22 protein-coding genes are annotated in these 26,038 nt (G+C 64.0%); 14 read left to right on the top strand and 8 right to left on the bottom strand.

Features of this window, described 5'->3' with window-relative positions; translation table 11 throughout:
- Nucleotide 1: 1 nt before the first annotated feature.
- Genes zwf through eda form a run of 3 tightly spaced genes read left to right on the top strand, consistent with a single transcriptional unit; the run spans nt 2 to nt 3,959 of the window.
- A complete protein-coding gene (gene zwf / locus I3253_RS03245; protein WP_197916211.1) occupies nt 2-1,453 on the top strand; it encodes a glucose-6-phosphate dehydrogenase in 1,452 nt (483 codons plus the stop codon).
- A gap of 42 nt (nt 1,454-1,495) precedes the next feature.
- Nucleotides 1,496-3,298, top strand: coding sequence for a phosphogluconate dehydratase (gene edd, locus I3253_RS03240; RefSeq protein WP_197916210.1), 1,803 nt, complete (start codon nt 1,496-1,498; stop codon nt 3,296-3,298).
- A 13-nt stretch (nt 3,299-3,311) separates the two neighbouring features.
- Nucleotides 3,312-3,959 (top strand): bifunctional 4-hydroxy-2-oxoglutarate aldolase/2-dehydro-3-deoxy-phosphogluconate aldolase, encoded by a 648-nt coding sequence (eda, locus tag I3253_RS03235; RefSeq protein ID WP_197916209.1) that lies wholly within the window; start codon nt 3,312-3,314, stop codon nt 3,957-3,959.
- Here the strand turns inward: eda and I3253_RS03230 are convergent.
- Entirely contained in the window at nt 3,942-4,847 is a 906-nt protein-coding gene (locus tag I3253_RS03230; protein ID WP_197916208.1) for a LysR substrate-binding domain-containing protein, read from the bottom strand. The two genes, eda and I3253_RS03230, sit on opposite strands and share 18 nt — an antisense overlap.
- Nucleotides 4,848-4,971: 124 nt before the next feature.
- Between I3253_RS03230 and katG the strand changes: the two genes are divergently transcribed.
- On the top strand, nt 4,972-7,188 hold the full coding sequence (gene katG / locus I3253_RS03225) for a catalase/peroxidase HPI (RefSeq protein ID WP_197916207.1): 2,217 nt from the start codon (nt 4,972-4,974) through the stop codon (nt 7,186-7,188).
- Nucleotides 7,189-7,453: 265 nt separating this feature from the next.
- Nucleotides 7,454-8,437 (top strand): cysteine synthase A, encoded by a 984-nt coding sequence (gene cysK, locus I3253_RS03220; protein WP_232237099.1) that lies wholly within the window; start codon nt 7,454-7,456, stop codon nt 8,435-8,437.
- Here cysK and I3253_RS03215 read toward each other — a convergent pair.
- On the bottom strand, nt 8,431-9,414 hold the full coding sequence (locus tag I3253_RS03215) for an ATP-grasp fold amidoligase family protein (protein ID WP_197916206.1): 984 nt from the start codon (nt 9,412-9,414) through the stop codon (nt 8,431-8,433). The two genes, cysK and I3253_RS03215, sit on opposite strands and share 7 nt — an antisense overlap.
- A gap of 235 nt (nt 9,415-9,649) precedes the next feature.
- Between I3253_RS03215 and I3253_RS03210 the strand changes: the two genes are divergently transcribed.
- On the top strand, nt 9,650-10,480 hold the full coding sequence (locus I3253_RS03210) for a universal stress protein (RefSeq protein ID WP_197916205.1): 831 nt from the start codon (nt 9,650-9,652) through the stop codon (nt 10,478-10,480).
- A 260-nt stretch (nt 10,481-10,740) separates the two neighbouring features.
- Here the strand turns inward: I3253_RS03210 and I3253_RS03205 are convergent, their stop codons facing one another.
- Complete coding sequence (locus I3253_RS03205) at nt 10,741-11,262, bottom strand: SAM-dependent methyltransferase (protein ID WP_197916204.1); 522 nt, start codon at nt 11,260-11,262, stop codon at nt 10,741-10,743.
- A gap of 133 nt (nt 11,263-11,395) precedes the next feature.
- Between I3253_RS03205 and I3253_RS03200 the strand changes: the two genes are divergently transcribed.
- Complete coding sequence (locus tag I3253_RS03200) at nt 11,396-12,136, top strand: sulfite exporter TauE/SafE family protein (protein WP_232237200.1); 741 nt, start codon at nt 11,396-11,398, stop codon at nt 12,134-12,136.
- A gap of 42 nt (nt 12,137-12,178) precedes the next feature.
- Here I3253_RS03200 and I3253_RS03195 read toward each other — a convergent pair whose 3' ends face one another.
- The 3 genes from I3253_RS03195 to cueR all read right to left on the bottom strand — a co-directional run bounded on the left by I3253_RS03195 (nt 12,179) and on the right by cueR (nt 14,669).
- A complete protein-coding gene (locus I3253_RS03195) occupies nt 12,179-13,501 on the bottom strand; it encodes a TRAP transporter large permease (RefSeq protein WP_197916202.1) in 1,323 nt (440 codons plus the stop codon).
- Nucleotides 13,498-14,028 (bottom strand): TRAP transporter small permease, encoded by a 531-nt coding sequence (locus tag I3253_RS03190; protein WP_332255727.1) that lies wholly within the window; start codon nt 14,026-14,028, stop codon nt 13,498-13,500. The genes I3253_RS03195 and I3253_RS03190 overlap by 4 nt, the downstream gene beginning before the upstream one ends.
- Before the next feature lie 245 nt (nt 14,029-14,273).
- Nucleotides 14,274-14,669 carry a Cu(I)-responsive transcriptional regulator gene (gene cueR / locus I3253_RS03185; protein WP_197916200.1) on the bottom strand — a complete coding sequence of 132 codons (396 nt, stop codon included), beginning with the start codon at nt 14,667-14,669 and terminating at the stop codon, nt 14,274-14,276.
- A gap of 223 nt (nt 14,670-14,892) precedes the next feature.
- On the opposite strand from cueR, the gene xylB reads away from it, so the two are divergent.
- The 4 genes from xylB to I3253_RS03165 are packed head-to-tail and all read left to right on the top strand — an operon-like array spanning nt 14,893 to nt 19,934.
- On the top strand, nt 14,893-16,347 hold the full coding sequence (xylB, locus tag I3253_RS03180; protein ID WP_197916199.1) for a xylulokinase: 1,455 nt from the start codon (nt 14,893-14,895) through the stop codon (nt 16,345-16,347).
- Nucleotides 16,344-17,648: a xylose isomerase gene (xylA, locus tag I3253_RS03175; protein WP_197916198.1), complete on the top strand. Its 1,305-nt coding sequence runs from the start codon at nt 16,344-16,346 to the stop codon at nt 17,646-17,648. Before xylB ends, xylA begins: the two co-directional genes overlap by 4 nt.
- Nucleotide 17,649: 1 nt before the next feature.
- The gene (locus I3253_RS03170) at nt 17,650-18,624 is read left to right on the top strand and encodes an aldose epimerase family protein (protein WP_197916197.1); all 975 of its coding nucleotides are present in this window, start codon (nt 17,650-17,652) and stop codon (nt 18,622-18,624) included.
- A complete protein-coding gene (locus I3253_RS03165; RefSeq protein ID WP_197916196.1) occupies nt 18,621-19,934 on the top strand; it encodes a cytochrome-c peroxidase in 1,314 nt (437 codons plus the stop codon). Before I3253_RS03170 ends, I3253_RS03165 begins: the two co-directional genes overlap by 4 nt.
- Here I3253_RS03165 and I3253_RS03160 read toward each other — a convergent pair.
- Both I3253_RS03160 and I3253_RS03155 read right to left on the bottom strand, forming a co-directional pair.
- The gene (locus tag I3253_RS03160; protein WP_197916195.1) at nt 19,928-21,457 is read right to left on the bottom strand and encodes a CRTAC1 family protein; all 1,530 of its coding nucleotides are present in this window, start codon (nt 21,455-21,457) and stop codon (nt 19,928-19,930) included. The genes I3253_RS03165 and I3253_RS03160 overlap by 7 nt on opposite strands.
- Complete coding sequence (locus I3253_RS03155) at nt 21,447-22,640, bottom strand: ROK family transcriptional regulator (protein ID WP_197916194.1); 1,194 nt, start codon at nt 22,638-22,640, stop codon at nt 21,447-21,449. The genes I3253_RS03160 and I3253_RS03155 overlap by 11 nt, the downstream gene beginning before the upstream one ends.
- 183 nt (nt 22,641-22,823) lie before the next feature.
- On the opposite strand from I3253_RS03155, the gene xylF reads away from it, so the two are divergent.
- The 3 genes from xylF (at nt 22,824) to I3253_RS03140 (ending at nt 26,032) form a co-directional block, all read left to right on the top strand.
- Nucleotides 22,824-23,846 (top strand): D-xylose ABC transporter substrate-binding protein, encoded by a 1,023-nt coding sequence (gene xylF, locus I3253_RS03150; RefSeq protein WP_197916193.1) that lies wholly within the window; start codon nt 22,824-22,826, stop codon nt 23,844-23,846.
- 146 nt (nt 23,847-23,992) lie between these two features.
- Nucleotides 23,993-25,258: a sugar ABC transporter permease gene (locus I3253_RS03145; protein ID WP_197916192.1), complete on the top strand. Its 1,266-nt coding sequence runs from the start codon at nt 23,993-23,995 to the stop codon at nt 25,256-25,258.
- A 15-nt stretch (nt 25,259-25,273) separates the two neighbouring features.
- The gene (locus tag I3253_RS03140) at nt 25,274-26,032 is read left to right on the top strand and encodes an ATP-binding cassette domain-containing protein (protein WP_197916191.1); all 759 of its coding nucleotides are present in this window, start codon (nt 25,274-25,276) and stop codon (nt 26,030-26,032) included.
- Nucleotides 26,033-26,038 lie beyond the last annotated feature (6 nt).

Genomic DNA, 26,038 nt, shown 5'->3' with positions numbered 1-26,038 from the left:
CATGGTTGCCCGCGTTATTCCGGTCTCTCCGTTCGATCTGGTGATCTTCGGGGCCACCGGAGATCTTGCCCGCAGAAAGATCCTTCCCGGTCTGTTCCACCGTTTCCGCGTGGGGCAGATGCCCGAGGACGCAGCCATCATTGGCGCCGCGCGCTCGCAGATGGATTCAGGGGAATTCCGGGCTCTGGTCGGCGCCGCGCTTGAAGAGTTCGTCGCGGAACCCGACCGCACGCCGGAAACGATCGCCGCCTTTCTGAGCCGCCTCACCTATGTGCATGTCGACGCCAAGGGTGATGCGGGCTGGGACGAACTCGGGGCGGCCCTGCGCGCGGATACCACGCGGGCCTTCTATCTCTCGGTTTCCCCAAGCCTGTTCGGTTCGATCTCGAAACAGCTCAGCACCCGCGGCATCGCAACAGCCGAAAGCCGGATTGTCGTGGAAAAACCTTTTGGCCACGATCTTGAAACGGCCAAAGCGCTGAACGCCGACCTGTTGCAGGCTTTCGACGAAACACAAATTTACCGGATCGATCATTATCTGGGCAAGGAAACCGTGCAGAACCTGATGGCGCTGCGCTTTGCCAATTCGCTGTTCGAACCGCTGTGGAATTCCACACATATCGACCATGTCCAGATCACCGTGGCCGAGAGCATCGGCGTCCAGGGGCGGGGTGAATATTACGACCAGTCCGGCGCCATGCGGGACATGGTGCAGAACCACCTGATGCAATTGCTGTGCCTGATCGCGATGGAACCGCCCTCGCGGTTCGAGCCGAACGCGGTGCGCGACGAAAAGGTCAAGGTGATCGAGGCGCTTGAAACGGTGGCGCCGGAAAACATCGTGCGCGGGCAATACCGCGCATGGAACGGAAAGAACGACTATCGCGGCGACGCCGGAAACCCGGCCAGCCGGACCGAAAGCTTCGTCGCCATGAAACTGGCCGTCGCCAACTGGCGGTGGGCGGGCACCCCGTTTTATCTGCGCACCGGCAAACGCCTGCGGGCGCGGGCCTCGGAAATCGCGGTTGTGTTCCGCGATCCACCGCACATGATCTTTCCCAAGATGGAAGGGCGCAAGGGCAACGCGCTTGTGATCCGGCTGCAACCGGACGAAGGCATCACCCTGCGCACCACGATCAAGGAACCCGGCCCCGGCGGGATGCGCCTGACCGAGGTGGCCATGGACATGACCTTTGCCGACGCGCTGGGAAGCGACTTGCATTCCCAGGACGCATATGAACGATTGATCATGGATGTGATCCGGGGCGACCAGACCCTGTTCATGCGCGGAGACGAGGTCGAGGCCGCCTGGGCCTGGGCCGATCCGATCATTGCCGCGTGGGAAGACGGCAATCAACAGCCCGCGGCGTATGACTCGGGCGGATCGGGGCCGGAAGAAGCCCTGATGCTGATGCATCAGGATGGAAGACGTTGGCGGGCCATCGGCGCCTAGGCGCCGGTCTGCACACTGTACCAATCGGAAAGGGTGCGCAAAATGACGCTCCACCAAACCATTGCGACTGTCACTGAACGGATCATCGAACGCAGCGCACCAACCCGGCGCGCCCATCTCGACAGGATGGCGACCGCCCGCTCAAAAGGACCGGCGCGCGCGCATCTGAGCTGTTCCAACCAGGCCCATGCCTATGCCGGGGCCGGGGTGGATCAATCCAGACTGGCCACTCAAAGCGCCGGCAATCTGGGCATCGTCACCGCCTATAACGACATGCTCTCGGCCCATCAGCCGTTTGAAACCTACCCCGCCCTGATCCGCGATGCCGTGCGCGCCGCCGGGGGCACCGCGCAGGTTGCGGGTGGGGTTCCGGCGATGTGTGACGGGGTGACTCAGGGCGAGGCCGGCATGGAGCTGAGCCTGTTTTCGCGAGACGTGATCGCGCTGGCCACCGGGGTTGCGCTCAGCCACAACACGTTTGACGCCGCCGTGTTTCTGGGGGTCTGCGACAAGATCGTGCCGGGCCTGGTGATCGGCGCCCAGGCCTTTGGCCACCTTCCGGCCGTGTTCCTGCCCGCCGGACCGATGACCAGCGGCCTGCCAAACGACGAAAAGGCCAAGGTGCGCCAGAAATTCGCCGCTGGCGAAGTGGGGCGCGATGCCCTGATGGCGGCGGAAATGGCCGCCTATCACGGGCCGGGCACCTGCACGTTCTACGGCACCGCCAACACCAACCAGATGCTGATGGAGTTCATGGGCCTGCACCTGCCGGGCGCCAGCTTTGTCACCCCAAACACCGACCTGCGCGAGGCCCTGACCCGCGAAGGCGCGCGCCGCGCCCTGTCGCTCAGCGCCCTGGGCAACACCTATACCCCGGTATGCGACATCCTGGACGAAAAGGCGTTTGTAAACGGTATCGTCGGCCTGAACGCCACGGGCGGATCGACAAACCTGCTCATTCACCTTGTCGCCATGGCGCGCGCGGGCGGGATCATCCTCGATTGGCAGGATTTTTCGGAACTGTCCGAGGTCACGCCACTTCTGGCGCGGGTCTATCCCAACGGCCTTGCGGATGTGAACCATTTCCATGCCGCCGGCGGACTTGGCTACATGATCGGTCAGCTGCTGGACGCCGGGTTGCTGCACCCCGACACCAGGACCGTCGCCGGTGAAGGGCTGCACAATTACACCGCAGAACCCAAGCTGATCGACGGGGTTCTGACGTGGGAACCGGGCAGCGGCCAAAGCCTGAACACCGCAATTTTGCGCCCGGCCAACGATCCGTTCCAACCCACCGGCGGATTGAAGCGGCTGACCGGCCGCATGGGTACCGCCGTCATGAAAGTGTCCGCCGTGGCGCCCGAACATCACGTGATCGAGGCCCCGGCGCGCGTGTTCCACGATCAGCAATCGGTCAAGGACGCGTTCAAGGCCGGTGAACTGGCCGGCGACGTGATCGTCGTGGTCCGTTTTCAGGGCCCGCGCGCCAACGGGATGCCAGAGTTGCACAGCCTCACGCCCATCCTGTCGATCCTGCAAGGGCGCGGCCAGAAAGTGGCGCTTGTCACCGACGGGCGCATGTCCGGCGCATCCGGCAAGGTGCCCGCGGCCATCCATGTCAGCCCCGAGGCGCTGGATGGTGGCCCGATCGCCAGGGTACGGGACGGCGATCTGGTGCGCGTCGATGCCAGTACCGGAACGCTTGACATCCTGGTGGACGATCTCGATACCCGCCCGCTTGCGACCGCCGATCTCAGCGACACGCAGGCCGGAACCGGGCGTGAATTGTTCACCGCATTCCGCAACGCCGTGGGCGCCGCCAGTGACGGCGCCTCGATCTTTTAGGAGACACCACCCGATGCCGATCACCCCCCAGGACGCCAGCCGCGAAGCGCGGCGCATCTGCCAGGCCGCGCCAATCGTTCCGGTACTGGTCGTGCACGACGCCGATCATGCCGTACCGCTGGCGCAGGCGTTGATCGCCGGGGGGCTTCCCGCGCTCGAAGTCACCCTGCGCACCCCGTCCGCGCTTGATGTGATTGCCCGCATGGCCCAGGTGCCCGGCGGCATGGTGGGTGCGGGCACGTTGCTGACGCCGGATGATGTCAAGGCCGCCAAGGCCGCCGGAGCGACCTTTGGGGTCTCGCCTGGCGCCACCGACACGCTGCTTGCGGCCTGCGAGGCCGAAGGCCTGCCGCTCCTGCCCGGCGCGGCCACCGCCAGCGAGGCGATGCGGCTTCTGGAACGCGGCTATGACATGTTGAAGTTCTTCCCGGCAGAGGCCGCGGGCGGCGCCCGGGCACTGGGGTCACTGGCCAGCCCCCTGTCCCGGATCACCTTTTGCCCCACCGGCGGCGTGAACCCCGGCAACGCCAATGACTACCTGTCCCTGCCCAACGTGATCTGCGCGGGAGGCAGCTGGGTCGCGCCGTCGGATGCGCTCATTTCAGGTGACTGGGCGCGGATCGAAGACCTGGCGCGCGACGCGTCAAAGCTGGGGCGCTGATTTTTCCGCCGACTGGCGCACCACCTCCGCGATTTCTCCGAGTTGCGCGGTCAGCGGGCTGGTGCGGCGCCAGACCATGCCAATCCGGCGCTGCGGCGCGGGTGGTGCGAACCGCGCCACCGCCACCGGCGCCGAACGGGTTTCCACCGGCACCGCCATTTGCGGGATCAATGTCACACCCAGCCCCGCGCCAACCATCTGTACCAGCGTCGACAGGCTGCTGCCGTCCAGCCCGTCACCGGTGACGGACGGGCGGATATTGCAGAAGGCCAGCGCCTGATCGCGAAAACAATGCCCCTCTTCCAGCAACAACAGCCGCATCTCGCGCAGCGCATCCGCGCCGGGCATCGGCTTGGCGCGGTCCGTTTCGGGCCGCACAAGAACGAATTCCTCCGAAAACAACTCGACTTCGCTCAGCCCCGGATCGTCGATCGGCAGCGCCAGGATCGCCGCGTCCAGCCGCCCGCCCGCCAGTTCCCGCAAAAGCGTTGACGTAAGCGTTTCGCGCACATGTACATCCAGTTCCGGCCACCGCTGCGCCAGCCGGCCAACGATGTCGGGCAAGAGATAGGGCGCAATCGTGGGGATCACCCCCAGCCGCAGACGCCCGGTGAATCCGCCCCGTGCCGCACGGGCCATGTCACCCAGTTCCTCGACCGATCGCAGCACGTTCTGCGCCCGGCCGTGAAACTCTTCGCCAAACCCGGTCAGCCGCACCTTGCGCGCGGACCGTTCGAAAAGCTGCATACCCAGCGTGTCCTCCAGTTCCCTGATCTGCACGGACAAGGCCGGCTGGGATATGGCACAGGCCTCGGCGGCGTGGCCGAAATGGCCATGCCGCGCGAGCGCCTCGAAATAGCGCAGCTGACGCAGGGTGATATTGATCATAAGAAAAAACTATCATCACGATGAAAAAATGCAACTTAGAATAATCCTAAATCCTTGCTAGGCTCTGCCCGAACGGACGGAACACGCCGTCCGAATCAATGCTGAAACACGACAGGAGGACCACATGGACGGAAATGACATGAACGGCGGGGGCAAATGCCCCGTGATGCACGCACAGGCCACGCTTGGCGTGAATTCCAACCGAGACTGGTGGCCCAATCAGCTCAACCTTCGGATCCTGCACCAGCATTCCGCGCTGTCCGATCCGATGGGGCCGGATTTTGATTACCGCGAGGCGTTCAAAGCGCTGGACTATGACGCCCTGAAAAAAGACCTGCACGCGCTGATGACCGACAGCCAGGATTGGTGGCCAGCGGATTATGGCCACTATGGCGGCCTGTTCATCCGCATGGCCTGGCACAGCGCCGGCACCTACCGTATCAGCGACGGGCGCGGCGGCGGCTCGACCGGCACTCAGCGCTTCGCGCCGCTCAACAGCTGGCCCGACAACGGCAACCTTGACAAGGCCCGCCGCCTGCTCTGGCCGATCAAGCAGAAATACGGCGACAATATCTCCTGGGCCGATCTGATGCTTCTGGCCGGCAATGTCGCCATTGAATCCATGGGCGGCCAAACCTTTGGCTTTGCCGGGGGCCGTGCGGATGTCTGGGAACCCGAGGAAGATATCTATTGGGGGGCCGAAACCGAATGGCTGGCCACCAGTGACAAGCCCAACAGCCGCTATTCGGGCGATCGCGATCTGGACAATCCGCTGGCCGCCGTCCAGATGGGCCTGATCTACGTGAACCCCGAAGGCCCCGATGGCAATCCCGATCCGGTTGCCTCGGGCGATGACGTGATCGATACGTTCGGCCGCATGGCGATGAGCCCGGAAGAAACCGTCGCACTGGTGGCGGGGGGCCACACTTTCGGCAAGGCCCACGGCGCGGGCGACCCGGACCTTGTTGGCGCCGAACCGGAAGCTGCCGAGATCGAACATATGGGGCTGGGCTGGATCAACGCCTACGGCTCGGGCAAGGGTGGCGACACCACCACTTCGGGCATCGAAGGCGCGTGGAAACCGAACCCGACACAATGGGATCACGGCTATTTCAAAGTGCTGTTCGGCTATGAATGGGAACTGACCAAAAGCCCGGCAGGCGCGCATCAGTGGGTCGCAAAAGACGTGAAACCGGAACACATGGTTGTCGATGCGCACGACCCGGACAAGCGCCACGCCCCGATGATGACAACGGCGGACCTGTCGCTGCGGATGCACCCGACACTGGAACCGATCTCGCGCCATTTCCTTGAAAACCCGGATGCCTTTGCAGACGCCTTTGCGCGCGCCTGGTTCAAGCTCTTGCATCGCGATCTTGGCCCCCGTGCCCTTTATCTTGGCCCGGAAGCGCCCGAGGAAGAACTGATCTGGCAGGACAATGTGCCCGCTGTCGATCACCCGCTGGTCGACGAGGCGGATATCGCCAACCTCAGGACGCGCATCGCGCAATCCGGACTGTCGGTGGCAGAGATGGTGTCAACCGCCTGGGCATCGGCCTCTACCTTCCGTGGCTCGGACAAACGCGGCGGCGCGAATGGCGCGCGCATCCGGCTGGCCCCGCAAAAGGACTGGGAAGCCAACGAGCCAGAAAAGCTGGCCCGCGTTCTCCACGTGCTGGACAGCATCCGGAATGCCTTCAACGCCGATACTTCCGGCGGCAAGAAAGTGTCGCTGGCCGATCTGATCGTTCTGGCGGGCAATGTTGGCGTGGAAATGGCCGCCAGGGCCGCAGGACATGATGTCACGGTGCCTTTCGCACCGGGCCGCACGGATGCCACCGACGCGCAGACGGATGTCGACAGCTTCGCGCCGCTCGAACCTTTGGCCGACGGGTTCCGCAACTTCCAAAAGGCGCAATACTCGGTCTCGCCCGAAGAATTGCTCGTGGACCGCGCCCAGCTTTTGGCCCTGACGGCGCCGGAAATGACGGTTCTTGTTGGCGGGCTGCGGGTGATCGGCGCCAACCACGGCGGATCGTCGCACGGGGTTCTGACCGATCGCGTCGGCGCGCTGAGCAACGATTTCTTCGTCAACCTGCTGAGCATGGACAATGCGTGGAAGCCCCTGCCGGATCAGCCCGGCGTCTACGCCGCGCATGATCGCGCAACCGGCGATCAGGTCTGGACCGGCACGCGGGTCGATCTGGTCTTCGGCTCCAACTCTCAGTTGCGCGCCCTTGGGGAAGTCTATGGTGCAAATGATGGTGAGGGCCGGTTTGTCACAGACTTCGTGGCCGCCTGGACCAAGGTCATGAACGCGGACCGCTTCGATCTGGTGTAACCCATCCGCGCGGGGCGTTCATCCGACCGCCCCGCGCCATTTTTGTCCGCTGAACCGGGGCATCCGGTCACCAGAAGCAGGCCAAAGGTCGAATGCTTTTGGCGCTTTTCGGCACGCTTCCCCCGTGACATTCCCGTGCACGGGTCCGACGCGGCCAGGGCCTGCGGCGTTGTCTGCCTTGACCCTCCCGTGAAACTCCGCTCCACTCGTCGCAGTCCATTTTCACGCACCGTGCCCGGCCCTGCCGCGCCGATCGGAGACATTGATGAATTCGCACGATTCCGACCTCGACATGCTGCCATCCACCCAGGGACGCGGACGCATATATGACAGCTTGCTGGACGCCATTGGAAACACGCCGCTGGTGCGCGCGCCGAATTTCACGCGCGAACAGGGGCTTGTGGGCGATTTGCTGCTCAAACTCGAATATTTCAACCCGCTTTGCAGCGTCAAGGACCGCACCGCCGTCAACATGATCCTCGATCTGGAGCGGCGCGGCGAGATCCGCCCCGGCATGACGCTGATCGAACCCACCTCGGGCAATACCGGGATCGGCCTTGCCTTTGTCGCGGCGGCGCGCGGGTATCGCCTGATCCTGGTGATGCCCGAACATTTTTCCGTCGAGCGTCAGCGGATGCTGCGGTTTCTGGGGGCCGAAGTGGTGCTGACACCCAAGGCGCCGGGCATTTCCGCCAGTATCGAAAAAACCCGGCAATTGCTTGAAGAGATACCCAATTCCTATTGGCCCAGCCAGTTCGACAATCCCGCCAATCCGCTGGTGCATGAACGCACCACCGCCCGCGAAATCTGGAACGATACCCGGGGCGGCGTGGATGTGGTGGTCGCCGGAATTGGCACCGGCGGCACCTTCACCGGCACGGCGCGCACGCTCAAGCCGCTCAAGCCCGGCCTGAAAATGGTCGCGGTGGAACCGGAAAAGGCGCAATCCATCAAGGGCGGGCATTACGAAGTGCACAAGATCCAGGGCATCGGCGGCGGGTTCGTCCCCGACAACCTTGATGTTACCCTGGTTGACGAGGTGATCGCCGTCGGCGAAGACGACGCGCTGGAAACCTCGCGTCACCTGGCGCGGGTCGATGGGATCGCGGCGGGCATTTCCTCGGGCGCGGCCATCTGGGCAAGTGCCCAACTGGCCCGGCGCCCCGACATGGCAGGCAAACAGATCGTGGTGATCGTGCCCTCCTTTGCCGAACGCTACCTGTCGACCGAGCTGTTCGAAGGTTACTGAGACACCGCCTGGCGGCGGTCCATCACCCGCACCAGCGCCTTGCGGTAGATTTCGCGCAGCCCGGTCTGCGGCGTCGTCAGGAACCATGATTGCCGCAGGTCCCAGCCTTCCGTCAGCCGATCCACCAGTGTCGGATTGTCCAGCTTCAGATGACCGCTTGCCGTGTAGGTTGTCATCTCGTTGAACCAGATACCCGCCTCGGTGGCCATGAAATCGCAGCGCGCGTAATCCACGTCGCGCGACAGCGCCCTGGCCCCTTCGAGCGCCTTGAACAACGTCTCCGAAGGCACCCAATCCTGCGGCAACGGGTCCACTTCGTCCATCATCTGCATCGCCAGCCGCGCGCCGCTGTCATCGAAAAACCCGATTTCGCGCCGTCCCCGTTTGTCACCACGATAGACCGACGCAAACAGCACCGCGCCCCGGCTGGCATGTACGTTGATATTGTCCGGCGCGCTGCCATCGTCATAACCCAGCATCTCTTCGACAAGTATCGCCGGCGTCACCTGCCCATAGGCCCATTCCGACAACCGCGTCCCATAGGTACGCGCCATCCAGGCCTTCAGCGTGGCCACCATGTCGTCGCGGCGCGGCGTCTGCCCGTCATAGTGAATATTGAACCCGGACGAGGCGTTGTGCTTGATCATCACCGGCTGGTCCAACAGCGACGCAGGAAGCGCCTCCGGGTCAGCACCCGTCCAAAGCAGCCTGGTCAGTTGCAAACCAGGTGCCTGACGGCTCACCCAGTCGCGCACGGCAATCTTGTCATTCAAGACAACGAACAGCGGATTGCGGTCTACGATCTTGCGCCAGAAAATCTTGTCGTTGAAACCCTTGGGCGGGCATAGCTGCGGCAACCGGCCATGCTCGCGCCGGAACCACAGGCTGGCCCGCCATTTCCAGATCAGGATGATCAGCGCCCCGATCCGAATGACAGCCCGGTCAACCAGTGATCCCAAAACACCCCGATCTTCCATGGTCCACCTCTGCGCAGCCGGCTTCGTGGCGCACCCTATCGTTGCCCGCAACAAAGGCCAACCGGTTCGATGTCGCATGATCGGTATGCCTGTCGCCCGCGCTCGGCCGGGCGCGCGACGGCCAGGTGATTTTTCTGCATCATTTGCCCTGTACGCGTTGCGAATTGGCGCGATTATCCTATCTTGAGCGCAACGGGCGGTTTTCCCATTGCTCATCAGAATTCAGGAGGTTTCATTGAAAACGATTGTCATCGCCACCGATTTGTCCCCGCGCTCGGATCGGGCGCTGCGCCGCGGGCTGCGCCTTGCGGCCAAACTGGGGGCCCATGCCCATGTCATTTCCATCGTGGATGACGCCATGCCCGAAGACATGGTCGCCCAGCTCAGCGAAAGCGTCACCGAACGCCTGACCTCCCGTCTGGCGGCGCTTGACGCCGATCAGGGCGCGTCGGTCAGCGTATTGTCCGGCGATCCGGTCGAACTGGTCAGCGAGTTCGCCGTCGCCAGGGAGGCCAGCCTGCTGGTTCTGGGCGTGCACCGCAAACGCGGCTTCCTGGATCGCCTGCGCGAATCCACCTCGGAGCGCATTGTCGCGGCCAGCCTTGTCCCGGTGCTGATCGTCAAGGACTTCGCGGATGGCGACTACGAGCGCATCCTCGCCCCGGTCAGTTTTTCACTGGCCTGTGCCGCCGCGCTGCGCAGCGCGGCGATCATCGCGCCCGAGGCTGAGACCACATCCTTTCACGCGCTGCACGTTCCGTTTGCCGGGCTGACCGGCGGCACCCACGGAACGGAAATGTCGCGCGCGGTGCGCGCCGAGACCGAACGCAAACGAGACATCTGGATGCAGTCGGGCAACCTGCCAGCCGGATATGTCAGCCCGGAAATCATCGTCGGCAGCGTGCCCCAGACATTGGCCAGCAAGATCACCCAGGTCTCGCCCGACCTGATTGTCTGCGGCACCCATGAACGCGGCATGGCGGTTCACAAACTGGGCAGCTTTGCCGCCGATCTTCTGCGCGATCCGCCCGCCGATCTTCTGGTGTCACCGCCTCTGGCGCGCTAGGGTCAGGACCCGTTAATCCTGCACCACTGGCGCCAAATCCACGAAATATCGGGGGTTTGGCGCGCGCCGGACATAGTGGCTCTATTTCCAAGCGTGCCAAGCCGCTGAGATGAAGTGGATTTGGCGTCCTGCGGATTTGACGGATTTGCCGCCTGACGTCCTTTTAATGCCTTGAAATAGAACCACTATTCCTGCGGCATTGCACGTAGTCAGGCAGCAAATCTGCTAAACCAGTGGCGCAGGATTAACGGGTCCTGACCCTAGGGTTTCAAGGCTTCGGCGGGCGTATCAACGGCCGCCGTCCACGGCTTGATATCCACCAGCGGTGTGCCGTCGAAACAATCCACCGCGTCCACCTCGAACCACCCCGCCAAAGGGTCGATCGCGGTAATAGTGACAGCACACATCGCCAGCGGGTTGGGCCGGTTGGGCGAACGCAGCGCAAACGTGCCCCGTGTTCCCTCGACATGCCGGGGCGCCTGTGTGATCAGATCGCGCCGCGCCTGATGCATCCAGTAGATCAGGAACACGCCCCGCCCCACATCCAGCCCGGTCAGACCGGGCGCAAACCCGTCTTCCAGTTCCACCCGGAATCGCCCCCCTTCCGCGGCGGCCCGTTCGCGCGCCGAGGTCACGTTCCTGGGGCAATCGCCCCGCGCCCAGGGTGTGCGAATACGGCCAATGAACCGCACACCCGCATCAACCCGCTCTGCCGGATCGAATGCCAGCGTGGTTTCGCCATGACGAATGCCTGGATACGGCTCTTCGCGCGCTTGTGTCATCGGTATGTCCTTTCGCTGGCCCCACCATCATCGCCATTTTCCGCGTCGGCGCCAGCGCCCCGTCGCCGCAGGCCATTCCCGTTGCCTTCCCGGCATCCAACCCCTATGCCACACGAAACAAGGGAGCATTTCATTGGATTTCTGGATCGTCGCAAGCCTGGCCACGTTCTTGATGGGCCTGTCCAAGGGCGGCCTGCCGATGATCGCCCTGCTGGCCGTGCCGCTGATGTCGCTTTACATGGATCCCGCCCTCGCCGCCGGTCTCTTGCTGCCGATGTATCTCGTGGCCGACGCCTATGCCGTCTACCTGTTTCGCAAGGCGTTCTCGCGGCGCAACCTTGCGATCCTGCTGCCCGGCGCGGTGGCCGGCATCCTCGCCGGCTTTTTCGCTGTGTCCTATGTGTCGGGCGATCTGATCAAACTGCTGGTGGCCGGGATCGGCCTGTCCTACCTTGCCACCGCCCTGCGCACCCGGCTCTCGAAAACCCCGGTGCCGGCGCGCCCGGCGGACGTGCCGCGTGGTCTCGTCTGGGGCACGCTGGCCGGGCTGACCAGCTATATCAGCCACGCCGGAGGGGCACCCTACCAGGCCTATGTCCTGCCGCAAAAACTCGACAAACTGGTCTATCTGGGCACCACCACGATCTTTTTCACCATCGTCAACCTGCTCAAGGTGCCGCCCTATGTCCTGGCCGACCAGATCAACGCGGCCACCCTGTCCCGGGGTCTCTGGCTGGCCCCCTTTGCCCTGCTTGGCGCATGGAGCGGGGCCACCGTGTCGCGGATGCTGCCCGAAAAGGTGTTCTTCCTGCTTGTCGAGATCGCCCTTGCGCTGGTGTCGTTCAAGCTGATCGCCGAAGTCCTGTTCACCTGACGCACTCCCGCCGTGCTCAGCGGCAGGATTTGCAAACAGGCGTCAATAGATCGCCCAGACCAGCGCCAGCGTGATTGACGGGAACATGGCCAGTATCGCCACCCGGATGATATCGGCCAGCACGAAAGGCGCCGTGCCCCGGAATGTCTGGCTGATCGGGATATCGCGCGCCATCGTGTTGATGACGAACAGATTCATCCCCACCGGTGGCGTGATCAGCCCCACCTCCACAACGATCAGCACGATAATCCCGAACCATAGCGCGAATTCCTCGGTGCCCATGCCGAAATCCAGCGATGTCATGATCGGGAAAAAGATCGGCACCGTCAGCAGAACCATCGACAGGCTGTCCATCACACAGCCGAACACCAGGTACAGCACCAGCACGAAAAACAGCACGGACCACGGCGAAAATCCCTGTTCCGTCACCCAGGCTGCCGCCGTCTGCGGCAACTGGGTCAACGCCAGAAAGCTGTTGAACATGCCCGCGCCCAACACGATCAGAAAAATCATCGCCGTGGAATTGGCGGTGGTCAGCACCGAGTTGACGATCTTGTGCCAGTTCAGCCCGCCCGACGCCAGCGCCACCAGCCCGGTCCCCGCCGCGCCCACGGCGGCGGCTTCGGTCGGCGTGAATATCCCGGCATAGATCCCGCCCACCACGGCCAGAAAGATCAGGATCACCGGCCACACATGGAACAGCGCCTTGAACCGCTCGCGATAAGGCACCGGTTCCAGCGCGTCGCCCGATCCGGGCACCACCCGCACATAAATGGCGATCACCAGCATATAGGCAATCGCCGCCAGAATGCCCGGGATAAAGGCCGCCACGAACAGCTTGGCGATATTCTGCTCCGTCAGGATCGCATAGATCACCAGGATCACACTTGGCGGGATCAAAATGCCCAGCGTGCCCCCCGCCGCCAGCGTCCCCGTGGCCAGCGGCCCGGAATACCCATAGCGGCGCAGTTCCGGCAGCGCGACCTGCCCCATCGTGGCCGCCGTGGCCAGCGACGAACCGCAAATCGCCCCGAACCCGGCGCAGGCCCCGATCGCCGACATCGCAACCCCGCCCTTGCGGTGGCCCAGCCACGCCTCTGCCGCCTTGAACAGCCCCTTGGACATGCCCGACAGCGTCGCGAACTGCCCCATCAACAGGAACAGCGGCACGATTGACAGCGAATAGTTGGAAAATGTGCCATAGGTCAGGTGTTTCAGCTGCCCCATCGTCATCAGGGTCGATCCGAACACCATCCATGTCCCGCCAAAGCCCACCGCCATCATCGCAAGGCCGATCGGGATGCGGATAAAGATCAGCAACAGCAGGACAGGAAAGGACCAAAGGCCGATTTCGATATTACTCATGCGGTCACGTCCGTCGGTTTGCCAAGAAGGGCGCGCAGGCTGCGCAGGATACAGAAGGCCGAGACCAGCACAAAAGCCGCCGCGCCGACAAAGCTGGCGGCATAGGACCACCAGATCTCGAATTGCAGGATGAACGTGGTCTCGCGGTAATTCAGCTTGTCGATCATGCCCAGATACAGCCGCCACGCGATGACATAGGCCGCCACGAACATCATGACATCCGCAATCAGGTCGATCAGCTTGTTGAGGAATGCGCCGAAAACCGGCTGGAACAGGTCCACGCGGGCATGGCCCCGGTTATACTGGCACCAGGGCATGAAGGCGAAGACCGCAAAGGCCACGCCGGCCTCGACCAGCTCGAAATCGCCCTTTACCGGCCCCAGCCCCAGAAAGATCAGGGCGCGCCCGGTGATCGAAAGGCTCGTCATCACGATAAGAACGATCAATACCAGCCCGCCCAGTGTGGCGATGCCACGGGCCAGCCACCCTATGCCCCTGTTCAATGCCTGATACATGACAAACGGCACTCCATCCCCCTGGTTTCGGTCCTGCCCCGGCGCGTTGCGCCCGGCCCCACTGCGACAGTATCCTGCGAAGCTGTCAAGAATTTCGTCACATACCGGCCCGAAAATGGCTTTGTCCGGGCCTTGTGCCCGCGCAGCCGCCCGACACCGGACACAGCCTTCCGTTCCTGCCCCAGTGTCGGGAACCACGGGGGGAACCGCAAATAAAATCACCGGGAGCTGTATTGAAAAATGCTATTGCGGGCCGTTTACGTCGCGCGGGTGCGTCCCAGATCCTCCAGGATCGGACAATCGGGCCTCTGATCGCCCGCACAGGTGCCAATCAGGTGCGACAGCGTCCCCCGCATGGCCTGCAAATCCGCGATCTTGGCATCGATCTCGCGCAGGTTCTCTTCGGCCACCCGCTTTACATCGGCGCTGGCGCGGCTCTGGTCGCCATATAGCTCCAGCAGCTGCCGGCAATTCTCGATGGTAAACCCAAGCGACCGCGACCGCCCGATAAAGGCCAGCCGATGCAGGTCTTTCTCGTCAAAGTCGCGATAGCCATTCTCGCTGCGCCGGGGTGTGATAAATCCGATATCCTCGTAATAGCGGATGGTTTTTGCCGGCAGACCCGACCGTTTCGACACTTCGCCAATATTCATCCGGACTCTCCTGTCGCCATTCCCCGGCCAGTCACCAGACTTTCCCAACCGGAACCGCTCTGCAAGGGCATTCTGGACCGGAAAACCCGCGATACAAGCCGCCGCGCCGCCCGTCGGCAAGGCACCGCGCGGCGCCAAACTTTGGACATCCGGCAATTTCCTGTTTGATCTTCCAATTAATTTGAGGCACAAACTAAATTGGAGGACATCAGGGAGGACTGCCATGTTCGTCGGACTCGACCTTGGCACATCGGGCCTGCGCGCGCTCGTCATCGACGACGCACAACAGGTCATCTGCGCCTATGAAGCCAGCTATGATACCGCCCGCCCGCATCCGGGGTGGAGCGAACAGGCCCCTGCGGACTGGACAGCCGCCTGTATTGCGGTCTTCGATCAGCTTCGCGCCGGCCGGCCCGATCTCGCCGCCGCCATCCGCGGCATCGGCGTGTCCGGCCACATGCACGGCGCAACCCTGCTGGACAAATCCGGCGCCGTGCTGCGCCCCTGCATGATGTGGAACGACACCCGCAGCGCCGATCAGGCCGCGCGGCTGGATGCCACCCCCGGCTTTCGCGACATATCCGGCAATATCGTGTTTCCGGGCTTCACCGCGCCCAAGCTGCTTTGGGTGGCTGAAAACGAGCCGGACATCTTTGCCCGCACCGCCCATGTTCATTTGCCCAAGGACTATCTGAACTTCTGGCTGACCGGCATCCATGCCTCGGACATGTCCGACAGCGCCGGAACAAGCTGGCTGGATGTGGGCGCGCGCGACTGGTCGCCGGCCCTGCTGGATGCCAGCGGGATGCGCCGCGACCAGATGCCGGACCTGTTCGAAGGCACCGCCCCCATCGGTACGCTGCGCCCGGACATCGCCGCCCGGCTTGGCCTGTCGCCCGGCGTGATCGTCGCGGCCGGCGCCGGTGACAACGCCGCCGCCGCCTGTGGCATTGGCGCCCTGTCCCAGGGGCAGGGCTTTGTCAGCCTCGGCACCTCGGGCGTTCTTCTGACCGGGCGCGACAGCTACACCCCCAACGCCGCCAGCGCCGTGCACACGTTCTGTCACGCCGTTCCGGGGCGCTGGTACCAGATGGGCGTGATCCTGTCCGCCACCGACAGCCTCAACTGGCTGGCCCGTACTCTTGACCAATCGCCCGCCGAACTGGCCGCCACGCTCGGCCCCGCGATCGGCGGGCCGGGGCGCTTGCGTTTCCTCCCCTACCTCTCCGGTGAACGCACGCCCCACAATGATGCGGATTTGCGCGGCGCGCTGATCGGGCTGGATATCGCCCACGGCCCGCGCGATCTCGTCCAGGCCGTGATCGAGGGCGTGTCCTTTGCCTTGCGCGACAATCTCGATGCGCTCAACTCCGCCGGGGCGGATCTGCAAAGCCTGATCGCCATCGGCGGCGGGGCGCAATCGCCCTATTGGGTCGAACTGATTGCCACCTTGCTGGACATCCCCGTTTCGCTTCCGGCCAGGGGCGAGTTCGGCGCCGCGCTTGGCGCCGCCCGCCTCGGCCTGTGCGCCGCAACAGGCGCGCACCCGGACACGGTAATGACCCGCCCCGCCATCGCCCACACGATCCACCCGCGCGGCGATCTGCGCGACGCCTACATGGCGGCCCACGCCGCCTTTTCCCAATCCTACCCCGCTATAAAGGCCCTGCAATCATGACCGAGTTCTTCCAAGGTATCGCCCCCATCGCCCATGAAGGCCCAGACAGCACCAACCCGCTGGCCTTCCATCACTACAACCCCGACGAAATCGTCATGGGCAAACGCATGGAAGACCACCTGCGCTTTGCCGTGGCCTATTGGCATTCCTTTGCCTGGGAAGGCAACGATCCCTTCGGCGGGCAGACCTTCGAACGCCCCTGGCATCCGCAGGACCGGATGACCACCGCCCGTATCAAGGCGGACGCGGCCTTTGAGATGTTCGACATCCTTGGCCAGCCCTATTTCTGCTGGCACGATGCCGATATCCGCCCCGAAGGCGACACTTTCGCCGAAAGCCTCAGGAATTTCGAAGAGATCATCGCCTGTTTCGAAGAGAAGATGAGCACCCGCAAGGTCAGGCTTCTGTGGGGCACCGCCAACATGTTCTCGCACCGCCGCTGGATGGGCGGCGCCTCGACCAACCCCGACCCGGACGTGTTCGCCTATTCCGCGGCCACCGTGAAAACCTGCATGGATGCCACCATGAAGCTGGGTGGCGAAAACTATGTGCTCTGGGGCGGGCGCGAGGGGTACGAAACCCTGCTCAACACCGATATGGGCCGCGAACTGGATCACATGGGCCGCTTCCTCAACATGGTGGTCGATTACAAGCACAAGATCGGCTTTCAGGGCACGATCCTTGTAGAGCCCAAGCCCCAGGAACCCTCCAAGCATCAATACGATTACGACGCCGCCACCTGCTATGGCTTCCTGCAAAAATACGGGCTGGAAAACGAGGTCAAGCTGAACCTGGAACAGGGCCACGCCATCCTTGCGGGCCACAGCTTTGAACACGAAATCGCCACCGCCGCCGCGCTGGGCGTGCTCGGCTCGATCGACATGAACCGCAACGATTACCAATCCGGCTGGGACACCGATCAGTTCCCCAACAACGTCCCCGAAGTGGCGCTGGCCTATTACCACATCCTCAAGGCCGGCGGCCTCGCCACCGGCGGCACCAATTTCGACGCCAAGCTGCGCCGCCAGTCGCTGGACGCCCGCGATCTGATCGCGGCGCATGTCGGGGCCATGGATGTCTGCGCGCGCGGGCTGAAGGCCGCCGCCGCCATGCTCGAGGACGGCGGGCTTGAGGACGCGCTCAAAGAGCGTTACGCCGGTTGGGACACCCCCGAGGCACGGGCAATGCTGAACAGCGACCTTGACACCATCTTCGACAAGGTGAACGCGGGTGCGATCACGCCTTCGCCCAGATCGGGCCGACAGGAAATTCTGGAAAACTACGTCAACAGGTTCGTCTGACATGCCACACGAGATTGCCCCCGCCGATATCCGCCGTCAGGTTCTCGCAGACGGGGATGTTTCGGTCGCGGTGCTCAATCTCGGCTGCATCACGCAGGATTGGCGCGTCCCCCACCGGGGCGCGCGCGTGCCCGTGGTTCTGGGCTATGACGATCCCGCCGCCTATATCGACAATCCCTTTTACCTCGGGGCGCTTGTCGGTCGGGTTGCCAACCGCATCGCCGGGGCGGGTTTCACACTGAACGGCACAAGCCATCGGCTGGCCGCCAATACGCCGCCGCATGTCCTGCATGGCGGGGCGGGCGGGATCGGCAAACGGCTATGGACCATGGAAACCGACGGCTCCCGCGCCCTACAGCTGCGCCTGACCTCCCCGGACGGGGATCAGGGCTTTCCCGGCAGGGCGGACTTCACCGTCACGATCTCCCTGTCCGGGACAACCCTGACCCACGACATGCAGGCCACGGTCGACCGCCCCACCCCGATCAATCTGGCCCATCACAACTATTTCAATCTCATGGGGCACGGCACGGCGCGCGATCATGTGCTGCATATCCCCTCGGACCATGTGACCGAGGTCGACGCCGACATGATCCCGACCGGCCGGTTGCTTCCGGTGGCCGGCACACGCCACGACTTCAACCGCCCCCGCGCCCTGTCCGAGGCCGACCCGCGGGCCGAAGGGTATGACGAAAACCATGTCCTGACCGGCGACGCCGCGACACTTGCCGCACCCAACGGGCTGACCCTCAAGCTGCATACCGATCAGCCGGGGCTGCAACTTTATTCATCCCGCTACCTGGCGCCGCGCCACACCCCGCTCGCGGATCAGTCCCACGCCCCCTACAGCGCGATCTGCCTGGAGGCACAACATTTTCCCGACGCCGTCAACCACCCGCATTTCCCCTCCATCATCGCCACGCCCGACGCGCCCTATCGCCAGCGCCTGAGCGTAACCATCGGAGCCGCCTCATGAAATGGCCCGCGCTTGTCCTTGCCCTGCTGCTCGCGCCGCTCGCCGCGCAGGGCGGCAAAGACTTCCTGCCAAAGGCCGACGCCAGCTTTCCCCGGCCCGACATGAACCGGGTCGAACTGGGCCAACTGCTGTTTTATGACCCGATCCTGTCGGGCAACAAAACCGTGTCCTGCGCCACTTGCCACCATCCGCGCCTGGGCACGGCGGACGGGCTGTCGCTTGGCTTTGGCGACGGCGCCACCGGTCTGGGCATCGACCGCCGTGTCGATCCGGATAATCCGCCCGAACAGCGCGTCCCCCGCAATGCGCCGGCGCTGTTCAATCTTGGCGCGTCCGAATTCACCAGCTTCTTTCACGACGGCCGCCTGCAACAGGATCCCTCACGCCCGTCGGGCATCCGCACCCCGCTCGGGGCGGAAATGGAGGCCGGGTTCGACAGCGCCCTGGCGGCCCAGGCCATGTTTCCGGTGCTCTCGGGCGATGAAATGGCCGGGCATTATTCGGAAAACGATGTCGCCCAGGCCGTGCGCCAGGGCCTTCTCACCGGCCCCGGCGGGGCCTGGGACATTCTGGCCAGACGCGTCGCCGCCATCCCCGGCTACCGCAGCCGGTTCGATGCCGTGCTTGGCGCGGGTACCGAAATCCGTTTTCACGACATCGCCAACGTGATCGCCGATTTCATCCGCTACGAATGGCGCGCCGACAACAGCCCCTTTGACCGCTTTCTGCGCGACAGCACGCCCCTGCCCGCCAGCGCGGCTGCCGGCATGGCACTGTTTTACGGCAAGGCGCAATGCGCCAGCTGCCACGCCGGCCAGTTCCAGACCGACCACCAGTTTTATGCCATCGCCATGCCCCAGATCGGTCCGGGCAAGGCGGCCCGGTTCGAACGCCACAACCGCGATACCGGCCGCGCCCGTGTCACCGGCGACGACGCCGATCTTTACCGGTTCCGCACCCCCAGCCTGCGCAACCTGCCCGAGACCGGTCCCTACGGTCATTCCGGCGCCTATGCCACCATCCAGGGCGTGGTGCGCCATCACCTTGATCCGGTCGCCGCCCTGCGCGCCTATGATCCCACCCAGGCGCTTTTGCTGCCGCCCGGTTTTGACAGCGATTTCGCGCTGATGTCCGATCCCGCCGAAGTCGATGCAATCGCCGCAGCCAACGAACTGAAACCAATCCCGCTCTCCGACACCGAGATCGATCAGCTTGTGGCCTTCCTGCGCGCCTTGAACGATCCCGGCGCAACGGGGTCGCGACTGGGGGTTCCGGCCTCCGTGCCCAGCGGACTGCCTGTCGATCAGTAGGCCGACACCACCGCCGCATCGCCTTCGCGCGTCAGCAGCGCGGCGGCGTTCACCGGCACCTCCACCCAGCCGCTGACCGTGCCATCCGGCCAGATCACCCGCGCCTGCGCCGCCGCCACCTTGCCCAGCCCGAAATGCTGCGGCCCGGCCACGCCCCCGGCATGGCCGCCGCCCACGGTGATCTCGCGCGCATAAACACGCGTCCCGGCGCGCAGCTCGATCCACGCCCCCACGGCATCGCGGTTGGCCCCGTCCTGGCGCAAGTCCAGCGCCACCCAATTGCCCGCCGTTTCGGTCTCGTTGCGGTACATTTCCAGCGGCGCGCGCCGGTTTACCACCACCAGATCAAGCCGCCCGTCCAGATCGAAATCCACCAGCGCCGCGCCCCGGCTGCGCACCAGGCTGGCCACCCCGGCCACATCACCGGCCTCGGCAAACCTGCCGTCCGCCTGCTGCATCAACAGGTTGTTGGGGTCGTCCATCGCCGCAACCGGCATCTGTTCCACATTGCCCTTGGCCACGAAAATATCGTCACGCCCGTCCAGATCGACATCGCCAAAGCTGACATGCCACCCGGTCGACGGCCGCCCGTCCCCGCCCACATAGGGGCGCTGCACCGTGGTGCCCATCTCGTAGGGAACATCCTCATAGCCCGGCCCCGGACCGACCAGCCGCTGCATCCGCTGATCGCCCATCGAGGTCAGATACACTTCGGGCAACCCGTCCAGATCCAGATCGCGCGACGCGATCCCCATGCCCCACAGCTTGTGTGACCGCCACCCGTCCTGCGCGCCAAAAAGGCGCGGCTCCGCCTGCATGGCCCACATCTGCTCTTCACCGCCACGCACATAGTAATGCCGGTCATTGCTCATCCGCAGATCGGCGCGCCCCTGCCGGCCCCAATCGGAAAACAGCATCGACAACGGGCAAAACCCCGGCGCCAGCGTCGTCAGCGCATAGCCCCCGCCCGCGCCCTCGGGCCGCCACAACTCGTTCACGTCACAGGCTTCGAACGGCCCCGCCGGATCGTCCCGGTCCACGTAATTGCCAAAGGCCAGCGTCGGCCAGCGCGCACCGGCCTCCCAGGTTGCCGAAAACGCCGTGGTCCAGCGGTCGCCCCCCGTGAACCCCGCCGGATCGAACCGGGCAAAACCACAGGCCCCGTCGCCCCGCAACAGCACGTTCTCCCCCACCCGCATCACCGCCAGGTCCATCGCGCCATCACTGTCGATATCCAGCGGATAGGCCCCCGTCACGCCACTCAGCGCCAGCGGTTCCGGGGTCGCGTCGTCAAAGACCATGCCGCCCCGGTTGCGCAGCAACACCGCCGGCCCCGCGCCACCGGCGGCGAAAACTTCGGGCAAGCGGTCGCCGTTGCAATCGAACACGGCCACGCCCCCGCCCACGAAATGCTCCCAGCCGCCGCCATATTCATGGCGCGGCATGTCGACCGGTGTGAATACCGGCTGCGCCAGCGCCACCGACGCTCCCGCCAGCCACATGAAAATCGTCTTACCCAGCATAATCCACCATATCCGCCAATGCCCTCTCCTGCACCTTGTCCAGCGCATAGGCCGCCCCACCGCGCGCCCACATCAGGTTGTCCCATTTGTGGATCACAACCTCGGGCGGCGCCTTGTCGATCTGCACGATCGAGCCGCGCATCGCCTCGATCACCTCTTCGGCATAAAGATGGCTCGACAACATCTGCTCGCCAGCCAGGATAATCAGCTCGGGATCGAAGATATTGACCAGGTTCGCCAGCCCCATCGCGAACATGCGCCCGGCCCGGTCCACGATGGATTTGGCCACCGGATCCCCGGCCTCCGCCGCTGACAGCACCTTGTCCACCACCATGCCCGCGTGATCCCCGCTCGCGATCATCGCTTCCCGCAACAGCGCGTAATCGGCGACATAAGCCTCCAGGCACCCGCGTTGCCCACAGCGGCACAGGGCGCCGTCCAAGTGCACCTTGGTGTGGCCGAACTCGGCGCCACAGCCGCGCGTACCCCGGTAGATCTCGTCGCCGATATAGATGCCCATGCCCACCCCGCTTTCAATCGTCACCACGATGAAATCGGAATGCCCCTGCCCCAGGCCAAAGGTCTTTTCCGCCACGGCCACAAGGTTGGCGTCATTGTCCACATAGGTCGGCACCGACAGCTGGCGCCCGATGACATCGGCGAATTCCACATTGCGCGCATCCAGCGACGGCGACCAGTGCACGAACCCGCGCGGCGCATCAACGATCCCGGCAATTCCGATGCCAAAGCCGGACACATCCGCCCGACCGCACCCCACCTTGCGCGCCAACGCGTCAAGCTGCGCGCCCAGGATCGCGGCCAGTTCGGCGGGCGCGAACACGCTCTTGTCCAGCGCGACCTCGTGATCGGCAAGGTGCGCGCCCTCGAAGTCCAGCAGCACCAGCGATATCGCCCGGTTCGAGATCTTGGCCCCCGCGATCAGCCGCGCCGCGCCACGAATCCGCAGATTTACGGTCGGGCGCCCGCGCCGCGTATCCTTGTCGGGCGAGTCGCGCTGCTCTTCCTCGATCAGCCCCTCACGCAGCAGTTCGGCAGTGATCGTCGTCACCGTGGCACGGCTGATTCCCGTGCGTTCGGCCAGATCGATCCGGGGAATGCTCTTTTGCGCGCGAATCTCGGCCAAAAGCCTGCGTCGCCCGATTTCTCTTTGATTCACCGACATTTCCGCCATCCCCCTCCCGTGAACCCCCCGTCCACGACCTGTTCCACAAACGTCGATCACGGGGATTTTTGCAACCTTAGCCGATTTAATTTGATTTTCAAATTTAATCGGCTAAGATCGTTGCACGAGCCGGGGGGAGTCGTCTCATCATGCCCCCCAGGTCAACACTTTGGGAGGAAAACAATGAGAATTCTGAAATCCGCGACAGCCATCGTCGCAGGTGCATTCATCGGAACCGCGGCGCTGGCCCAGGAAATCGTGGTCGGCGTCAGCTGGTCCAATTTCCAGGAGGAACGCTGGAAAACCGACGAAGCCGCGATCAAGGCCGCTCTGGACAAGGCCGGCGCCACCTATATCTCGGCCGATGCACAAAGCTCGTCCGCCAAACAGCTGTCGGATATCGAAAGCCTGATCGCCCAGGGCGCGAACGCGCTGATCATCCTGGCGCAGGACGCCTCTGCCGTTGGTCCGGCCGTGCAGGCCGCCGCGGATGAAGGCATCGGCGTGGTCGCCTATGACCGCCTGATCGAAGACAGCCGCGCCTTTTACCTGACCTTTGACAATGTTGAAGTTGGCCGGATGCAGGCCCGTGCCGTCCTGGCGGCGCAGCCCACCGGCAACTATGTCATGATCAAGGGCTCGCCCACCGACCCGAACGCGGATTTCCTGCGTGGCGGTCAGCAGGAAGTGCTGCAAGCGGCGATTGACAAGGGCGACATCACCATCGTCGGCGAAGCCTATACCGACGGCTGGGTTCCGGCCAATGCACAGCGCAACATGGAACAGATCCTGACCGCGACCGACAACAAGGTCGACGCCGTGGTGGCCTCCAATGACGGCACCGCCGGTGGCGTTGTCGCGGCGCTGACCGCCCAGGGCATGGAAGGTATCCCGGTTTCGGGTCAGGACGGCGACCATGCCGCGCTGAACCGTATCGCGCTGGGCACGCAAACTGTTTCGGTCTGGAAAGACGCGCGCGATCTGGGCAAGGCCGCGGCTGAAATCGCCGTGCAGCTGGCCAATGGCAAAACCCTGTCCGAAGTCGACAGCCGCACCATCTGGACATCGCCCGCAGGCACCCGGATGCACGCCCGTTTCCTGACACCGGTTCCCGTCACGCAGGACAACCTGAACGCGGTCGTGGACGCCAAGTGGATCACCAAAGAGGCGCTGTGCGCCGGCGCAACGATCGCCTACTGCCAGTAAACAATTTGTCCCTCCGCCCCTTTGCGCGGGGGGACACACCAACACTTTTCACGAAAATGCGCTAAGGTTTCCTGCGGGCGAGACATCACGTTTCCCCCCGCCGTGCCCGTTCGCGTCGAAATCATGGACTTTGGGAGAAGGTTCACATGCAAAACTCGGCAAAAAGGTTCTTTGCCAATCTCGGGATTGATCTCCGCCTCATGGGGATGATCGGCGCCCTCGTCCTGATCTGGATCATGTTCCATATCACCACGGATGGCCGCTTCCTGACACCGCGCAACCTCTTCAACCTGTCTGTGCAGACCGCTTCGGTCGCGGTCATGGCCACCGGCATGGTGTTCATCATCGTCACCCGCCATATCGATCTTTCCGTCGGCTCGCTTCTGGGGCTTCTGGGCATGGTCATGGGCGCCGTTCAGGCCAAGATCCTGCCCGAATACCTGGGGCTTGGCCATTGGTCGATCTGGATCATCACGGTGTTTGTCGGCATCGGCCTGGGCGTTCTGATCGGCGCGTTCCAGGGATGGGTCATCGGCTATCTCACGGTGCCCGCCTTCATCGTCACGCTGGGCGGCTTCCTTGTCTATCGCGGCGCGGCCTGGTGGGTCACGTCCGGTCAAACCGTGGCCCCGCTTGATCCCACCTACAAGCTTCTTGGCGGTGGTGCCGAGGGCACGCTGGGCGAAACCCTCAGCTGGGCGCTTGGTGTCCTGGCCGCTATCGCCGCCGTCGCCGTCATGGTGCTCAGCCGCCGGACCAAGGAACGCCACGGCATCCGTGTCAAACCGGGCTGGGCCGAGGGCACGCTGATCGGCCTGGTCGTGGCGCTGATCGTCGGCTTCACCTGGCTGATGAACTCCTACAAGGTGCCCGATCGCGCCGCCGCCCGCATCGCCGAGGCCCGCGGCTGGGATGTGCCCGACGATTTCACCATGAATCACGGCATCGCCATTCCCGTAGTGATCCTGCTCGCCGTGGCCATCGTCATGACAATCATCTCGCGGCGCACCCGTTTTGGCCGCTACGTCTATGCCACCGGCGGCAACCCCGAAGCGGCAGAGCTTTCGGGCATCAACACCCGCCTGCTGACGGTCAAGATATTTGCCCTGATGGGGGGCCTGACCGCCATCGCCTCGGTCATCGCCTCGGCCCGCCTTGGCGCGGTCGGCAATGACCTTGGCACGCTGGACGAACTGCGCGTCATCGCCGCGGCCGTGATCGGCGGCACCGCCCTGTCGGGCGGATTCGGCACCATCTACGGCGCCGTGATCGGCGCGCTGATCATGCAGTCGCTGCAATCGGGCATGGCCATGGTCGGCATCGACGCACCCCTGCAATCCATCGTCGTCGGCATGGTGCTGGTGCTCGCCGTCTATATCGATATCGTCTACCGCCGCCGCACCGGCAGCTAAGCGAGGAGAACACAGATGAACACGCAAACCCCTCTCGTGGAAATGCGCGACATGCACATCGCCTTTGGCGGGATCAAGGCCGTGGATCACGTGTCCGTCGATCTTTACCCGGGCGAAGTCGTGGGCCTTTTGGGCCATAACGGCGCCGGAAAATCGACCCTGATCAAGATGCTGTCGGGGGCCTATCGCGCCGATGGTGGCGAGATTTTCGTCAACGGCGAAAAGGCCGAGATCCACAACCCCCGCGATGCGCGTCGCTACAATATCGAAACCATCTATCAGACCCTCGCGCTGGCCGACAATCTCGACGCCGCCTCCAACCTGTTCCTGGGCCGCGAGCTGGTCACGCCGGTCGGCTTTGTCGATGACGACGCGATGGAGGCCGAATGCCGCAAGATCATGGGCCGCCTGAACCCGAACTTCCAGAAGTTCAACGATCCGGTTTCCGCCCTCTCGGGCGGTCAGCGCCAGTCGGTGGCCATTGCCCGCGCGGTCTATTTCAACGCCCGCATCCTGATCATGGACGAACCCACCGCCGCGCTTGGCCCGCATGAAACCCAGATGGTGGCCGAACTGATCCAACAGCTGAAATCCGAAGGCATCGGCATCTTCCTCATCAGCCACGACATCCATGACGTGATGCAGCTTTGCGACAGGGCCAGCGTCATGAAAAACGGCAAGCTGGTGGGCACGGTCGACGTGTCCGACGTTACCGATGACGACCTTCTGGGCATGATCATCCTTGGCAAGAAACCTGAAGGCGTAGCGTGCTGACCTTGG

The sequence above is a fragment of the Thiosulfatihalobacter marinus genome (assembly GCF_016019955.1).
GTDB classification, from domain to species: Bacteria; Pseudomonadota; Alphaproteobacteria; order Rhodobacterales; family Rhodobacteraceae; genus Shimia; species Shimia marinus_A.
The sequence above is the reverse complement of the archived record's forward strand: the minus strand, read 5'-3'. Positions and strand labels throughout refer to the sequence as shown.

What these genes read in the sequence shown, in the direction of transcription:
- zwf (WP_197916211.1), top strand. Translation starts at nt 2, where the DNA reads ATGGTTGCCCGCGTTATTCCGGTCTCTCCGTTCGATCTGGTGATCTTC.
- edd (WP_197916210.1), top strand. Translation starts at nt 1,496, where the DNA reads ATGACGCTCCACCAAACCATTGCGACTGTCACTGAACGGATCATCGAA.
- eda (WP_197916209.1), top strand. Translation starts at nt 3,312, where the DNA reads ATGCCGATCACCCCCCAGGACGCCAGCCGCGAAGCGCGGCGCATCTGC.
- I3253_RS03230 (WP_197916208.1), bottom strand. Translation starts at nt 4,847, where the DNA reads ATGATCAATATCACCCTGCGTCAGCTGCGCTATTTCGAGGCGCTCGCG.
- katG (WP_197916207.1), top strand. Translation starts at nt 4,972, where the DNA reads ATGGACGGAAATGACATGAACGGCGGGGGCAAATGCCCCGTGATGCAC.
- cysK (WP_232237099.1), top strand. Translation starts at nt 7,454, where the DNA reads ATGAATTCGCACGATTCCGACCTCGACATGCTGCCATCCACCCAGGGA.
- I3253_RS03215 (WP_197916206.1), bottom strand. Translation starts at nt 9,414, where the DNA reads ATGGAAGATCGGGGTGTTTTGGGATCACTGGTTGACCGGGCTGTCATT.
- I3253_RS03205 (WP_197916204.1), bottom strand. Translation starts at nt 11,262, where the DNA reads ATGACACAAGCGCGCGAAGAGCCGTATCCAGGCATTCGTCATGGCGAA.
- I3253_RS03195 (WP_197916202.1), bottom strand. Translation starts at nt 13,501, where the DNA reads ATGAGTAATATCGAAATCGGCCTTTGGTCCTTTCCTGTCCTGCTGTTG.
- cueR (WP_197916200.1), bottom strand. Translation starts at nt 14,669, where the DNA reads ATGAATATTGGCGAAGTGTCGAAACGGTCGGGTCTGCCGGCAAAAACC.
- xylB (WP_197916199.1), top strand. Translation starts at nt 14,893, where the DNA reads ATGTTCGTCGGACTCGACCTTGGCACATCGGGCCTGCGCGCGCTCGTC.
- xylA (WP_197916198.1), top strand. Translation starts at nt 16,344, where the DNA reads ATGACCGAGTTCTTCCAAGGTATCGCCCCCATCGCCCATGAAGGCCCA.
- I3253_RS03170 (WP_197916197.1), top strand. Translation starts at nt 17,650, where the DNA reads ATGCCACACGAGATTGCCCCCGCCGATATCCGCCGTCAGGTTCTCGCA.
- I3253_RS03165 (WP_197916196.1), top strand. Translation starts at nt 18,621, where the DNA reads ATGAAATGGCCCGCGCTTGTCCTTGCCCTGCTGCTCGCGCCGCTCGCC.
- I3253_RS03160 (WP_197916195.1), bottom strand. Translation starts at nt 21,457, where the DNA reads ATGCTGGGTAAGACGATTTTCATGTGGCTGGCGGGAGCGTCGGTGGCG.
- I3253_RS03155 (WP_197916194.1), bottom strand. Translation starts at nt 22,640, where the DNA reads ATGTCGGTGAATCAAAGAGAAATCGGGCGACGCAGGCTTTTGGCCGAG.
- xylF (WP_197916193.1), top strand. Translation starts at nt 22,824, where the DNA reads ATGAGAATTCTGAAATCCGCGACAGCCATCGTCGCAGGTGCATTCATC.
- I3253_RS03145 (WP_197916192.1), top strand. Translation starts at nt 23,993, where the DNA reads ATGCAAAACTCGGCAAAAAGGTTCTTTGCCAATCTCGGGATTGATCTC.
- I3253_RS03140 (WP_197916191.1), top strand. Translation starts at nt 25,274, where the DNA reads ATGAACACGCAAACCCCTCTCGTGGAAATGCGCGACATGCACATCGCC.